This is a genomic window from Streptomyces smaragdinus (assembly GCF_009604385.1).
Taxonomy (GTDB): Bacteria; Actinomycetota; Actinomycetes; order Streptomycetales; family Streptomycetaceae; genus Streptomyces; species Streptomyces smaragdinus.
Genome location: NZ_WEGJ01000013.1, coordinates 146,854 through 161,565 on the forward strand (window position 1 = coordinate 146,854; position 14,712 = coordinate 161,565).

Annotated in this window: 12 protein-coding genes and 1 pseudogene; 12 read left to right on the top strand and 1 reads right to left on the bottom strand. The window is 70.9% G+C overall.

From position 1 onward, the window contains the following. Positions 1 to 64: 64 nt before the first annotated feature. The 12 genes from SRB5_RS18605 to SRB5_RS18660 all read left to right on the top strand — a co-directional run bounded on the left by SRB5_RS18605 (position 65) and on the right by SRB5_RS18660 (position 13,450). On the top strand, positions 65 to 988 hold the full coding sequence (locus SRB5_RS18605) for an ABC transporter permease (protein ID WP_153453392.1): 924 nt from the start codon (positions 65 to 67) through the stop codon (positions 986 to 988). Then, positions 981 to 1,892 carry an ABC transporter permease gene (locus SRB5_RS18610; protein WP_153453394.1) on the top strand — a complete coding sequence of 304 codons (912 nt, stop codon included), beginning with the start codon at positions 981 to 983 and terminating at the stop codon, positions 1,890 to 1,892. The genes SRB5_RS18605 and SRB5_RS18610 overlap by 8 nt, the downstream gene beginning before the upstream one ends. Positions 1,893 to 1,901: 9 nt before the next feature. Then, positions 1,902 to 2,897: an ABC transporter ATP-binding protein gene (locus SRB5_RS18615; RefSeq protein WP_153453395.1), complete on the top strand. Its 996-nt coding sequence runs from the start codon at positions 1,902 to 1,904 to the stop codon at positions 2,895 to 2,897. Beyond that, positions 2,890 to 3,921, top strand: a complete 1,032-nt coding sequence (locus tag SRB5_RS18620) for an ABC transporter ATP-binding protein (protein ID WP_153453397.1) — start codon at positions 2,890 to 2,892, stop codon at positions 3,919 to 3,921. The genes SRB5_RS18615 and SRB5_RS18620 overlap by 8 nt, the downstream gene beginning before the upstream one ends. 218 nt (positions 3,922 to 4,139) lie before the next feature. Further along, positions 4,140 to 5,774 (top strand): peptide ABC transporter substrate-binding protein, encoded by a 1,635-nt coding sequence (locus SRB5_RS18625; RefSeq protein ID WP_153453399.1) that lies wholly within the window; start codon positions 4,140 to 4,142, stop codon positions 5,772 to 5,774. Positions 5,775 to 5,788: 14 nt separating this feature from the next. Further along, positions 5,789 to 6,712: an ABC transporter permease gene (locus tag SRB5_RS18630; protein ID WP_153453401.1), complete on the top strand. Its 924-nt coding sequence runs from the start codon at positions 5,789 to 5,791 to the stop codon at positions 6,710 to 6,712. 34 nt (positions 6,713 to 6,746) lie between these two features. After that, on the top strand, positions 6,747 to 7,733 hold the full coding sequence (locus tag SRB5_RS18635; RefSeq protein WP_153453457.1) for an ABC transporter permease: 987 nt from the start codon (positions 6,747 to 6,749) through the stop codon (positions 7,731 to 7,733). A gap of 5 nt (positions 7,734 to 7,738) precedes the next feature. Then, on the top strand, positions 7,739 to 8,752 hold the full coding sequence (locus SRB5_RS18640) for an ABC transporter ATP-binding protein (protein WP_153453402.1): 1,014 nt from the start codon (positions 7,739 to 7,741) through the stop codon (positions 8,750 to 8,752). Then, positions 8,736 to 9,779, top strand: a complete 1,044-nt coding sequence (locus tag SRB5_RS18645; RefSeq protein WP_153453404.1) for an ABC transporter ATP-binding protein — start codon at positions 8,736 to 8,738, stop codon at positions 9,777 to 9,779. The genes SRB5_RS18640 and SRB5_RS18645 overlap by 17 nt, the downstream gene beginning before the upstream one ends. Positions 9,780 to 9,957: 178 nt before the next feature. Then, positions 9,958 to 11,730, top strand: coding sequence for a hypothetical protein (locus tag SRB5_RS18650; protein WP_153453406.1), 1,773 nt, complete (start codon positions 9,958 to 9,960; stop codon positions 11,728 to 11,730). 128 nt (positions 11,731 to 11,858) lie between these two features. Next, positions 11,859 to 12,446, top strand: a complete 588-nt coding sequence (locus SRB5_RS18655; RefSeq protein ID WP_153453408.1) for a DUF5819 family protein — start codon at positions 11,859 to 11,861, stop codon at positions 12,444 to 12,446. Further along, positions 12,443 to 13,450 (top strand): HTTM domain-containing protein, encoded by a 1,008-nt coding sequence (locus SRB5_RS18660; protein ID WP_153453410.1) that lies wholly within the window; start codon positions 12,443 to 12,445, stop codon positions 13,448 to 13,450. Before SRB5_RS18655 ends, SRB5_RS18660 begins: the two co-directional genes overlap by 4 nt. Positions 13,451 to 14,597: 1,147 nt before the next feature. Here SRB5_RS18660 and SRB5_RS37840 read toward each other — a convergent pair. Next, positions 14,598 to 14,712: pseudogene (locus SRB5_RS37840) on the bottom strand (M15 family metallopeptidase); the annotation flags it as partial.

Consider the following 14,712-nt stretch of genomic DNA (forward strand, 5'->3'; position numbering starts at 1 on the left):
GGTACAGGGGGCGAACCCCCCTCCACCCCGGCTGCCCGCGTGCCTGTCCGCAAGGAGTTCCCCCATGGGGCGCTACGTCATACGACGCCTGCTCCAGATGGTGCCGGTCTTCCTCGGCACCACCTTCCTGATATTCGCCATGGTGCACGTGCTCGGCGACCCGGTGGCGGCCATGTTCGGCGACCGCACCCCGGATCCGGCCACCGCCGCGGCGATACGCCACGACCTCGGGCTCGACCTCCCGCTCTGGCAGCAGTACCTGAACTACCTGGGCGACATCGTCCAGGGTGACTTCGGCAAGGCGTTCAACGGCCAGCCGGTCACCGAGCTGATGGGCACGGCCTTCCCCGTCACCCTCAAGCTCACCCTCGTCGCGATCGTCTTCGAGGCCGTCATCGGCGTCGCCCTCGGCATGATCAGCGGTCTGCGCCCCGGCGGCTTCGCCGACAACGGCGCCCTCGCCTTCACCCTGCTGATCATCTCCGTCCCCACCTTCGTGACGGGCTATCTCCTGCAGTACCTGCTCGGTGTGAAGTGGGGCGTCATCAACGTCTCGGTCTCCAGCGAGACCGGCATCGGCGAGCTGCTGATACCCGGCCTGGTCGTGGCCGGCGTCTCCCTCGCGTACGTCACCCGCCTCACCCGCACCTCCGTCGCCGAGAACATGCGGACGGACTATCTGCGCACCGCCGTGGCCAAGGGCCTGCCGCGCCGCCGGGTGGTGGGCGTGCATCTGATGCGCAACTCGCTGATACCCGTGGTCACCTTCGTCGGCGCCGACATCGGCTCGCTGATGGCGGGCGCGATCATCACCGAGCGGATCTTCAACATCCACGGCGTGGGCTTCCAGCTCTACAACGGCGTACTGCGCCAGAACGTGCAGACCGTGGTCGGCTTCGTCACCGTGCTGGTGCTCGTCTTCCTGCTGGCCAACCTGCTCGTGGACCTGCTCTACGCCGTGCTCGACCCGAGGATCCGCTATGCCTGACGTGCTGCAGAAGAACCCGGAGAACACCGCCGCCGCCCCGGCCGCCGCCGCCCCGGAGAAGGCCCGCAGCCTGTGGGGCGACGCCGTGGCCACCCTGCTGCGCAGCCCGGTGTTCCTCATATCCGGCCTGCTGATCCTGCTGCTCCTCACCGTCGCGTTCTGGCCGGGCCTGTTCACCTCGATGAGCCCGTACGACTGCGACCTGGCGCACTCCCGGCAGGGCTCCGCGCCCGGCCACCCCTTCGGCTTCGACGTCCAGGGCTGCGATGTGTACGCCCGGACGCTGTACGGGGCCAAGGCCTCCGTGGAGGTCGGCGTGTTCGTCACCGCCGGCGTGTTCCTGCTCGGCGGACTGCTGGGCATGCTGGCCGGCTTCTTCGGCGGCTGGTGGGACTCGCTGCTGTCGCGGATCACCGACATCTTCTTCGGTATCCCGATCGTGCTCGGCGGTCTGGTCATCCTCTCCGTGATCAAGGCCAACACCGTCTGGCCGGTGATCGGCTTCATGATCGCCTTCGGCTGGCCGCCCATCGCCCGCGTCGCCCGGGGCTCGGTGATCACGGTCAAGCAGCAGGACTTCGTCCAGGCCGCCAAGGCGCTGGGCGCCGGCAACGGGCGGATCATGCTGCGGCACATCGTGCCCAACGCCGTCGCGCCGGTGATCGTCGTGTCGACGATCGCGCTCGGCACGTACATCTCGCTGGAGGCCACCCTGTCCTTCCTCGGCGTCGGCCTGCAGCCGCCGACCGTCTCGTGGGGCCAGGACATCTCCACCGCCGCCGCCCAGTACCGCAACGCACCGCACATGCTGCTGTGGCCGGCCGGGGCCCTGAGCCTGACCGTGCTGTCGTTCATCATGCTCGGCGAAGCGGTCCGCGGCGCCCTCGACCCCAAGCAGCGGTGAGGAGCTGACATGACCGACACCGACAAGACCCCCCTGCTCGAAGTCCGCGACCTGCACGTCGAGTTCCACACCCGCGACGGCGTGGTCAAGGCCGTCAACGGCGTGAACTACTCCGTGGACTCCGGCGAGACCCTCGCCGTCCTCGGCGAGTCCGGCTCCGGCAAGTCCGTCACCGCCCAGGCGGTCATGGGCATCCTCGACATGCCGCCCGGGAAGATCCCGCAGGGCGAGATCCTCTACCGCGGCAAGGACATGCTCACCATGTCCGCCGAGGAGCGGCGCAAGCTGCGCGGCGCGAAGATCGCGATGATCTTCCAGGACGCGCTGTCGTCCCTGAACCCCGTGCTGACCGTCGGCTACCAGCTCGGCGAGATGTTCCGGGTGCACCGGGGCATGTCGAAGAAGGACGCGAAGGCCAAGTCCGTCGAGCTGATGGACCGGGTCCGCATCCCGGCGGCGAAGGCGCGCGTCGACGACTACCCGCACCAGTTCTCCGGCGGTATGCGCCAGCGCATCATGATCGCCATGGCGCTGGCCCTCGAGCCGGACCTGATCATCGCCGACGAGCCGACGACCGCCCTGGACGTCACGGTCCAGGCGCAGGTGATGGACCTCCTGGCCGAGCTCCAGCGCGAGTCCCACATGGGGCTCATCCTCATCACCCACGACCTGGGCGTCGTCGCGGACGTGGCCGACAAGATCGCCGTGATGTACGCGGGCCGGATCGTCGAGCAGGCCCCCGTCCACGACATCTACAAGCGGCCGGCCCACCCGTACACCCGCGGACTGCTCGACTCGATCCCGCGGCTGGACCAGAAGGGCCAGGAGCTCTACGCGATCAAGGGCCTGCCGCCCAACCTGCTGCACATCCCCGCCGGCTGCGCCTTCAACCCGCGCTGCCCGATGGCCACCGACCTCTGCCGTACGGACGTACCCGTGCTCGCGGACGCCGGGGCCGGGCGGCGCAGCGCGTGCCACCACTGGAAGGAGCAGCTCGATGCCTGAGCCGATTCTGCAGGTCCGCGATCTGGTCAAGCACTTCCCGCTCACCCAGGGGATCCTGTTCCAGAAGCAGGTCGGCGCGGTCCGGGCGGTGGACGGGGTGTCCTTCGACCTGTACCCGGGCGAGACCCTGGGCATCGTCGGGGAGTCCGGCTGCGGCAAGTCGACCGTCGCCAAGCTGCTGATGCGGCTGGAGACGCCGACGTCGGGCCAGATCCTGTACAAGGGCGAGGACATCTCGAAGCTGTCCGGGCGGGCGCTGAAGGCGGTGCGGCGGAACATCCAGATGGTGTTCCAGGACCCGTACACGTCGCTCAACCCGCGGATGACGGTCGGCGACATCATCGGGGAGCCGTTCGACATCCATCCCGAGGTGGCGCCGAAGGGCTCGCGGCGGGCGAAGGTCCAGGAGCTCCTGGACGTCGTGGGGCTCAACCCGGAGTACATCAACCGCTACCCGCACCAGTTCTCCGGCGGCCAGCGCCAGCGCATCGGCATCGCGCGCGGGCTGGCGCTGCGGCCCGAGATCATCATCTGCGACGAGCCGGTCTCCGCGCTGGACGTGTCCGTCCAGGCGCAGGTCGTCAATCTGATGGAGCGGCTGCAGGGCGAGTTCGGCCTGTCGTACGTCTTCATCGCGCACGACCTGTCCGTGGTCCGGCACATCTCCGACCGCGTCGGCGTCATGTACCTCGGCCGGATGGCGGAGCTCGGCACCGACACCGAGATCTACGACCACCCGACCCACCCGTACACCCAGGCGCTGCTCTCCGCCGTTCCCGTGCCCGACCCCGAGGCACGCGAGGGGCGCGAGCGGATCCTGCTCCAGGGCGACGTGCCGTCCCCGGCCGACCCGCCGTCGGGCTGCCGCTTCCGGACCCGGTGCTGGAAGGCGGTGGAGCGGTGCGCCACCGAGACCCCGGTGCTCGCCGTCCCCAAGCGCTTCGCCGGCACCGGCGAGGGCGCGGCGCACCTGTCGGCCTGCCACTTCGCGGAGGAGAAGGACGTCGTGCACACGGCAGCCTGAGGCTGTCGCCGTCGTCCCTTCGTGCCCGCCTCCGCGGCCCGCCCCGGCTCCCCCCTCTGCGGGAGCCGGGGCTTCGGCATGTCCGGGGGTCTTCCTCCTGCATCCGGGCGTTTGTGCCGCCACGAGTGGGCGCACCGCGGGCCCGTACGGATGCGCGTTGATCATATTTCCTGTCATATGGGGCTCTGAATGCGGTCACCGACCTGTGGAGGAGCCCGATGCGGGGAGTCACGCGCGTCGTGTGTGTCGTGGGAGCCGGTTCGCTGCTGGCCGGCTGCGGGGTGGCCGGCGGGGAGTCCCGCGGGGGCACCGATCCGAACGGTGTCGTACGAGCCTCGTGGAGCGATCCGCAGCGGCCGATCGAGCCCGGGAACACCAACGAGGTGCAGGGCGGCAAGGTCCTCGGCCTCATCACCCGCGGGCTGACCCGCTACGACCCGAAGACCGCGGAGTCCGTCAACGACCTCGCCGAGTCGATCGAGACCGAGGACAGCCGGGTCTGGCGAATCAGGCTGCGCGAGGGCCTGCGCTTCAGCGACGGCACGCCGGTCACCGCGCGGTCCTTCACCGACGCCTGGAACTACACCGCGAACATCACGAACAAGCAGGTCAACGCCCCCTTCTTCCAGTACGTCGAGGGCTACGCCGACGTCCACCCCGCCGACGAGACCGCCCGCCCGAGGGCGAAGACCATGTCGGGGCTGAAGGTCACCGGCCCGCGCACCTTCGAGGTCCGGCTCACCCAGCGGTACGCCACCTGGGCGGAGGGCCTCGGCTACCAGGCGTTCGCCCCGCTGCCGCGGCTGTTCTTCGAGGACCACGCCGCGTGGCTGCGGCGGCCGGTCGGGAACGGTCCGTACAAGGTGGAGTCGTATCGGCGGGGCAAGGCGATGAAGCTGGTCGCCGACCCCGCGTACCGGGGGCCCGACAAGGCCCGTAACGGCGGTGTGGAGCTGGTCGTCTACACCGACCCCAACACCGCGTACGCCGATCTCCTCGCCGGGAATCTGGACGTCGCCGACGACATCCCGGCCGCCCAGCTGCCCAACGCCGCCGCCGACCTCGGGGACCGGTTCGTGGTCCGGCCGGCCGGGATCATCCAGACGGTGTCCTTCCCGTTCTACGACAGGGCCTGGCGCGGCGCCCGCGCCGCCAAGGTGCGGCGGGGGATCTCCATGGCCATCGACCGGGACGCGATCACGAAGCGGATCTTCAACGGGACGCGGATCCCCGCCAAGGACTGGACCTCGCCCGTGCTGGGCGCCAAGGGCGGCTACGACGCCTCCGTGTGCGGTGAGGTCTGTTCGTACGACCCGAAGAAGGCGCGGCGGCTGATCGAGGAAGGCGGCGGGCTCCCCGGCGGGAAGCTCGTCCTCACCTCGAACGTCGACACCGGGTCGCACCGGGACTGGATGGACGCCGTGTGCCACAGCGTCGACAAGGCGCTCGGCAGGGAGCACAGCTGCGTCGTCAACCCGGTGGGGACGTTCGCCGACTACCGGACACAGGTCACCGACCGGAAGATGACCGGGCCGTTCCGGGCGGGATGGCAGATGGACTACCCGAACATCGAGAACTTCCTGTCGAAGCTGTACTACACGGACGCCTCGTCCAACGACGGCGGCCACAGCAACCCCGAGTTCGACCGGCTCATCGACCAGGCCAACGCGGCACCGTCCGCCGCGGCGGCGGTCGCCGGCTTCAAGGACGCCGAGCGGATCCTCGCCCGCGACGTCCCGGCGATCCCGCTCTGGTACCAGAACGGCTCCGCGGGCTTCTCCGAACGCGTCCGTGACGTCGCCCTCGACCCGTTCAGCGTCCCCGTCTATCAGGCGATCACGGTCACGCGGTAGGGAGGTCCACCCGCATGGGTCGCTACGTAATCCGCCGTCTCCTGCAGATGATCCCCGTCTTCATCGGGTCCACGTTCCTGATCTTCCTCATGGTGTACGCCCTCGGCGACCCCGTCACCGCGTTCTTCGGCGACCGGCGGCCCGACCCGGCGACCGCCGCCGCGATCCGGCACGAGTACAACCTCGACAAGCCCCTGTGGCAGCAATACCTCATCTACATGGGCAAGATCTTCACCGGCGACTTCGGCACGGCCTTCAACGGCGAACCGGTCGTCGACCTGATGGCCCGCGCCTGGCCCATCACCATCCGGCTCGCCCTGCTCGCGGTGTTCTTCCAGGCGATCGTCGGCATCACCCTCGGCGTGCTGTCCGGACTGCGCCGCGGAAGGGCGCTGGACACCTCCGTGCTGCTGGCCACCCTCGTGGTGATCTCCATCCCGACGTTCGTCATGGGCTATCTGCTCCAGTACCTCTTCGGCGTCAACTGGAACATCGCCCCCGTCTCCGTCTCCGCCGCCGCGCCGCTGGACGAGCTGATCCTCCCCGCGATCGTTCTCGCCCTGGTCTCCCTCGCGTACACCACCCGCCTCACCCGCACCTCGGTGAGCGAGAACGCCCGCGCCGACTACATCCGCACCGCCGTCGCCAAGGGCCTGCCCGGGCGCCGGATCACCGTGCGCCATCTGCTGCGCAACAGCCTGATCCCCGTCGTCACCTTCCTCGGCATCGACATCGGCAATCTGATGGGCGGCGCCATCGTCACCGAGCGGATCTTCAACATCCAGGGCGTCGGCTACCAGCTCTACCAGGGCATCCTGCGCCAGAACGCCCCCACCGTCGTCGGCTTCGTGACCATCCTCGTGATCATCTTCCTGCTGGCCAACCTGCTCGTCGACCTGCTCTACGCGGTCCTGGACCCGAGGATCCGCCTTGCGTGACCCCCACTCCGAGCGTCCGGACGACGTCGACCCCCTGGCCAACGCGGGCACGGGCGGCCCCGAGCTGCCCAACTCCACCGAGGTCGGCATCGACGTCGCCACCGAGGAGGCGGAATCCCTGGAGAACGCCGACTACACCCACCCCGGCGACCCGGGCACGGCCACCTCCGCCACCGAGGCGCGCAGCCTGTGGGGGCACGCCTGGCGCGATCTGCGGCGCAACCCGATCTTCCTGGTGTCCGCGCTGCTCATCGTCTTCCTGGTCTTCGTCTCCCTGTGGCCGAGCGTGGTCGCCGGCGGCAGCCCGTACGACTGCGACCTGGCGCACTCCCGGGAGGGGGCGTCCGGCAGCCATCCCTTCGGGTTCGACCTCCAGGGCTGCGACGTCTACAACCGCACCGTCTACGGGGCCCGGGCCTCCGTCTCCGTCGGGGTCTTCGCCACCCTCGGCGCCGCGCTGCTCGGGACCGTGCTGGGCGGGCTGGCCGGGTACTTCGGCGGCTGGTGGGACGGGGTGCTGTCGCGGATCACGGAGATCTTCTTCGGTATCCCGATCCTGCTCGGCGGGCTGGTGTTCCTGTCGGTCGTCCCCAGCGGGTCCATCTGGCCGGTGATCGGCTTCATCGTGCTGCTGGGCTGGCCGCAGATCGCGCGGATCGCCCGTGGCTCGGTGATCACCGCCAAGCAGAACGACTACGTCCAGGCGGCCCGTTCGCTCGGCGCCTCCAACTCGCGGATCATGCTGCGGCACGTCCTGCCCAACGCCGTCGCGCCGATCATCGTCGTCGCGACCATCGCCCTCGGTACGTACATCGCCCTGGAGGCGACCCTGTCGTATCTGGGCGTGGGCCTGAAGCCGCCCACGATCTCCTGGGGCCAGGACATCTCCACGGCGGCGCCGCAGTACCGCAACGCCCCGCACATGCTGCTGTGGCCGGCCGCCTGGCTGAGCGTCACGGTGCTCGCGTTCATCATGCTCGGCGACGCGGTCCGCGACGCCCTCGACCCGAAGCTGCGGTGACGGAGATGGCTGCACTGCTGGAAGTCCGCGACCTCCAGGTCGAGTTCCGCACCCGCGACGGGATCGCGAAGGCCGTCAACGGGGTCACGTACTCCGTCGACGCGGGCGAGACCCTCGCCGTGCTCGGCGAGTCCGGCTCGGGAAAGTCCGTGACCGCCCAGGCCGTGATGGGCATCCTCGACTCGCCGCCCGGGTTCGTCACCGGCGGGGAGATCGTCTTCCAGGGCAAGGACCTGCTGAAGATGGGCGCGGAGGAGCGGCGGAAGACGCGCGGCGACAAGATGGCGATGATCTTCCAGGACGCGCTGTCCTCGCTCAACCCGGTGCTGAGCGTGGGCTATCAGCTGGGCGAGATGTTCCGGGTGCACCGGGGCGCGTCGAAGAAGGACGCCAGGGCCAAGGCCGTCGAGCTGATGGAGCGGGTGCGCATCCCGGCGGCGAAGGCCCGGGTCGACGACTACCCGCACCAGTTCTCCGGCGGAATGCGCCAGCGCATCATGATCGCCATGGCGCTCGCGCTCGACCCCGACCTGATCATCGCGGACGAGCCCACGACCGCGCTCGACGTCACGGTCCAGGCGCAGGTGATGGACCTCTTGGCCGAGCTGCAGCGCGAGACGAACATGGGGCTGATCCTCATCACCCACGACCTCGGGGTGGTCGCGGACGTGGCCGACAAGATCGCCGTGATGTACGCGGGCCGCATCGTCGAGGCGGCGTCCGTGCACGACATCTACCGGGCGCCGGCCCACCCGTACACCCGCGGACTGCTCGACTCGATCCCGCGGCTGGACCTCAAGGGCCAGGAGCTCTACGCGATCAAGGGCCTGCCGCCCAACCTCCTCGCTATCCCGCCCGGCTGCGCCTTCAACCCGCGCTGCCCGCGCGCCCGGAGCGTGTGCCGCACGGACCGGCCGCCCGTGTACGACGTGACGGACGACGCGGGCAGGCCCCTCGAGCCGCCCCGGGGGAGCGCGTGCCACTTCTGGAAGGAACAGCTCCATGACCGACCCGTCTGAGGCCATCCTCCAGGTACGCGACCTCGTCAAGCACTATCCGCTGACCCAGGGGATCATCTTCCGCAAGCACGTCGGCGCCGTCCAGGCCGTCGACGGGGTGTCGTTCGACCTGAACAGAGGCGAGACGCTCGGCATCGTGGGGGAGTCGGGCTGCGGGAAGTCCACCGTCGCGAAGATGCTCGTCAACCTGGAACAGCCCACCTCCGGGCAGATCCTGTACAAGGGCGACGACATCTCGAAGCTGTCAGGGCGCGCGCTGCGGGCCGTACGGCGGAACATCCAGATGGTGTTCCAGGACCCGTACACCTCGCTCAACCCGCGGATGACCGTCGGCGACATCATCGGGGAGCCGTACGACATCCACCCCGAGGTCGCGCCGAAAGGGTCGCGGCGGGCGAAGGTGCAGGAACTGCTCGACGTCGTGGGGCTCAACCCGGAGTACATCAACCGCTATCCGCACCAGTTCTCCGGCGGCCAGCGCCAGCGCATCGGCATCGCGCGGGGGCTGGCGCTGCGGCCCGAGATCATCGTGGCCGACGAGCCCGTGTCGGCGCTCGACGTGTCCGTGCAGGCGCAGGTGGTGAACCTGCTGGAGCGGCTGCAGGACGAGTTCGGGCTGTCGTACGCCTTCATCGCGCACGACCTCTCCGTCGTACGCCATATCTCCGACCGTGTCGCCGTGATGTACCTCGGCCGGCTCGCCGAACTCGGCACGGACACCGAGATCTACGACCACCCGACCCATCCGTACACCCAGGCGCTGCTCTCCGCCGTCCCCGTGCCCGACCCCGAGGCGCGGGAGGGGCGGGCGCGGATCATCCTCTCCGGCGACGTGCCCTCGCCCGCGGACCCGCCGTCGGGGTGCCGCTTCCGCACCCGGTGCTGGAAGGCGCAGGCGCGGTGTGCGGCGGAGGTGCCCCAACTGGCCGTACCGGAGCACCTCGTCGGGGCGGGCGGGCCGGTGGAGCATCCGTCGGCGTGCTTCTTCGCGGAGGACATGGCGGCGGCGGGTCACTCCGCGCCGTAGGCCGCGTGGGGGAATGTCGTAACCAGCGCATGGTGTGTTATGCGTATTTTATGTCGTATGAGTGGTAGCTGTTGACGTCATGAACACGTAGCCCGTCCGTCCGTGCGCCCCCGTGCGCCGTGGAACAGAGGGAAGTCAACAGCGAATGAAGCGCATTTCACGACGTCACGCACGCAGTGTGTGCGGCGCACTGGCCGTGGCCGCGCTGGGCGCCACGCCGGTCGTGGGCAGCATCGCCGCCGCCCACACACCGACCGCGGCCCCCGCCGCGGCGATCGTCACGATGACCAAGGCACAGGACCAGGCGGACGACGACGGGTCCGACGGCCGTCTGCCCGGTGAGGGTGCCGGAAGCGGCTCCCGGAGCGATTCCGACACCGAGGTCGCGGTGCCGGAGCGCCCGGTGATCGAGACCCCGCGCGTCGAGACCCCCCGGGTCGAGGGGCTCCCGTCCGCACCCGCCCCCGCCGAGGCCGCGCCGGCGCCCGCCGCCGAGCCCGAGGCGCCGCGCATCGAGCCGAGGCCGCCGCTGCTGCCGGAGGCGCAGGAGGCACGGCCCGGGGTCGTCGGCGAGCAGGCCGGGGCCGCCGTCCCCGAGCGGCCCGCCGCCGACGCCGCCGACGCCTCAGCGGCCGAGGTCCCGTCCGTGGCGGCCCAGGCCCCCGAGGCCGCCCCCCAGACGCCGGACGCGCAGGAGCAGGCGCCGGCCCAGGCTCCCGCGGAGCGGCCCGCACAGGCTCCCGTTGAGGCCGCCCCCGAGCGTCCGGCGGCTGCCCAGGCACCCGACACCCCGGCCGCCGCACCCGGGTCCACCGCCCGCGAGGCCCTCACCCCCCGGGCTCCGGGAGCCGTCCGCGAGGCCGCCCCGGAGGCCATGCCCGAGACCTACGCCGCCGGGGCCCCGAGCGCCGCGCTGCCCGCCGGCGTACTGCTCGAGTCCCGTTACGAGGAGTTCCCCCTGCGCCCGCCGCGGGCCGAGCTCCTGCCCGTACCGCGGGTCGGCGCCGCCCAGCCGGACCCGGACCCCGAGGACCTCCCCGACGCCCCCGACGAGTCCGAGTCCGACGACGGCGTGAGCTGGGACTCCGACTTCTCCGAGTCGGACGACGGCCCCGGCGCCGACGCCGGTACGGGATGCCCCACGGGCAACGCCGAGTCGGACGACGGCCCGGGCGCCGACGCCGGCACGGTGTCCTCGGAGTCGGACGACGGCCCCGGTGCCGAGTGCGAGGTCGAGGGCACGACGGAGATGACGACGGAGACGACGACCAACCCGGTCACCGAGGCCACCACGGTCCGTACGACCGAGGACACCACCCAGTCGGCCACCGACGTGACGACGGAGTCGTCGACGCTGTCCACGACGGAGTCGACGATCGAGTGCGGTACGGAGATGTCGACGACGGCGACCACCGCGGCGTCGGTGCTGTCGTCGACCATGTCGAGCACCGGCTGCACCACGCAGTCCGCCACCCAGTCGAGCACCCAGGTGACGACGGAGTCGTCGACGCTGTCCACGACGGAGTCGACGTCCGAGTGCGGTACGGAGATGTCGACGACGGCGACCACCGCGGCGTCGGTGCTGTCGTCGACCATGTCGAGCACCGACTGCACCACGGAGACCTCGACCAACCCGGTCACGGAGGCCACGACGATCCGCCAGACGATCGAGACGACGACCTCGCCGACGACGGAACACACGACGGACCAGACCACCGAGCACACGACGGACCAGACCACGGAACACACGACCGGTCACACCACGGAACACACGACCGACATGACGACCGAGCAGCACACCGGCAAGCCCGGTCACATGCCCGACACCGGTGCCGGTGACACCGGTCCCGCGGCCATCGCCGCCGCCCTGGCCAGCCTCGCCGCCCTGATCGGCGGCGGAGTCCTGGTCACCCGACGCATCCGCCGGAACGCGGACATCAGCGGCGACTGACGGGGCGCCACGACGGGCCCCGCGGCACACCGGCCGCGGGGCCCGTCCTGTCCCTCGTACGGATGGTTCTGCGCGGGCGCACGCTCCCGTGCGCACAGGGTCGTTGCCCCGTGTGCCAGCTTGGCCGCATGCAGTCCCTCAGCCGTGGTCGGCGCTACGCACTGGCCTGCGCGGCCGTCGGCGCGGCGCTCGCCGCCGTCCTCCATCTGACGGCCGTGTTCTTCGCCGTCGCCCCCGCCAACGCCGTCAGCGACGAGTACCGCACGGAGATCGACGGCTACATCTACCCCTGGTTCGAACAGCACTGGGCGCTCTTCTCCCCGAACCCGTTCCAGGAGAACTACCGCATCGACGCCCGTACGAGCTCGGCCGGCCGTGTCTCCGGCTGGAGCGACCTGTCGGCCTTCGACAACGAGGCGATGCGCCACAACCCGTACCCCGCCCGCGTCAACCAGAACATGCTGCGCCGGGCCTGGAAGATCTACCGCAACCGGGGCGACCTGAACGCCCCCGCCCGCACCGAACGGGCCGAGCTCTTCCGCGTCTACCTGCGCACCATCGCCGTCGCCCGGCTCGCCGAACTGGGCCGCCCCGCCGGGTACGACGCCCTCCAACTGCGCGTCACCACCCTCCCGATCGCCCCGCCCGCGGGCCGGGGCCCCGCCCGCCCCGCCTCCGCGCTGCTGCTGCCCTGGTGGAAGGTGCCCGTCCGATGACCACCGACCGGCTGACCGCCGCCCTCGACCGCGCCACGAACCGCCCGTACTCCCTCTACAGCGCCGCCGTACTGCGCATCGGCACCGGCCTGCTCGCGCTGGCCTACCTGCTGCGGGACATCACCGCCGCACCGCGCATGTGGGGGCCGGACGCGTACTGGACGCCGGACATGGCGCACCGGCTCAACGAACTCAACGACTGGACGCCCTTCTACACCGTCTCCGCCACCGACAGCGCCGTGGCCTTCTGGCTGATCTACGGCGGGGCCGTCGCCGCGAGCGCCGCGTTCACCCTCGGCTGGCGCACCCGGGCGACGTCGGTCGTCTTCGTGGTGCTGCTGTGCGCGGTCCAGTTCCGCAACACGTTCGTCAACGACTCCGGCGACCACGTGGTCCGGCTGCTGGCGATCTATCTGGCGTTCACCGCCTGCGGGCGCGTCTGGTCCCTGGACGCCCGGCGGGTCGCCGCACGGGAGCCGGCGGACGGGCTGCGGACCCGGCTGGTCACCCTGCTGCACAACACCGCGCTGCTGGTCGTCGCCGGCCAGGTGATGATCGCGTACGGCTGCGCGGGGATGTTCAAGGTGCAGGGCCCGGCCTGGCAGCACGGCACCGCGCTGCACTACGCGCTCCAGCTGAACGCCTTCCGCCCGTGGCCGGAGCTGTCCGGCTGGGTGATCAGCCACCCGTTCCTGCTGCTGGCGCTGGCGTATCTGACCGTCTTCGCGCAGCTGGGGCTGCCGTTCGCGGTCTTCAGCAGGCACCTCAAGTACCCGTTCCTGGCCGCCCTGGTGGCCAGCCACGCGGGCATCGCGGTGCTCATGGGGCTGCCGCTGTTCTCCGCCGCGATGGTCATCGGCGACGCCGTGTTCGTACCGGACCGGGTGTGGCGGGCCCTCGCGCGCCGATTGCGGCCGGACACGGCGAAGCCGGCCGTCTCCGCACCGCCGCGGCCCCGGGAACCGGAGCCGCGGTCCGTGCCGGAGGCCGGCCGGCCCCGCTGACATGGACGTCCGTGGATCAGCCCGGCAGCGAGCCCTCCACCTGGGCGATCCGCTTGGCCGAGCCCTCGACGGGCTTCTTCAGCGCCTGCGACATGGCCGCCGCGGCATGCTGCCCGGTCATCGGTACCTTGCCCGAACCGCCGTCGATCAGCACGCCGTCGAAGAAGGTGCCGTACGCCGCGGCCAGCGCCTTCGGGTCGATCACGGGCTGCAGCGTGCCGTCCTCGGCGGGCCGCATCGTCAGGAAGGTGCTGATCGTCTTCTCGCTGAAGGGCAGTTCGCGCCCGCCGGCCTGCAGCCAGACCCAGCCGGACATCGCCGTCTTGGCGTAGCCGTTCAGCGCCGCGTCGAACTGCGCCTCGCTGACCTTCGGTTCGTGCTTCGTGACCGGCAGCACGATCACCTTGTTCGGGCCGCCCGCCGCGCGCTCGTCGAAGGCGTCCTGGACCAGGGTCATCGCCTTGTCCACGTCGACGGCCTGCGAGGCCTTGCCGGGGACCTTGACGGCCTTGCCGTTCTCGAACTTGATCATGCCGTCGGAGGCGGTGCCGCCCGCGGACGGCAGGCCCTCCAGGGCGGCCCGGAGCTTGTCCTTGTCGTCGGACATCACCGGGTCGATCACCCGGGAGCCGCCGAAGAGCGAGCCGATCACGGTGACCGGGTTGTAGTCGCTGCCGGTGGCCGCGCGGACGGTCTCGGCGGTGTTCATCTCCAGGCCGGCCGTCTCGGGCTTGAGCTCCAGCTGCTCGTCGCCGACGCGGATCTTCAGCGGGGCGGTGAGCCGCTTCTGGAGGGTGTCGTCCAGGGTGCTCACGGCCTCGTCGCGGGAGCTGCCGCCGATGTCGACGCCCAGCACCGTGGTGCCGTTGGGGACGTCGGCGTGGTTGAGGACCAGGCCGATGCCGTACGCGACGGCCAGCACCCCGAAGACGGCGCCGCCGCCCAGGACGGCGAGCTTCTTGCGGTCGGGGCCGCGGCGACCGCCGCCCTGGTCACCGGCGTCCGGGCCGGCCGGGGGCGCGGGGGGCGCCGGGCGGAACGTGTCCGGCGGGACGGCCGCGCCCGGCGCTCCGGGCTCCGGCGGCGGCATGAAGCCGGGGGTGGCGGCGGCCTCGCGCGCGTACAGGGAGGGGACGGGGCCGCCGGGGGGCGCGGTCATCGGCGGGGGGCCGCCGACGGGGAAGTAGCGGTCGCCGTACGACCAGTGCCACCACTCCGTCGGATAGTTCACCAGCCCCGCCCCCACCAGCGCCGCACCAAGC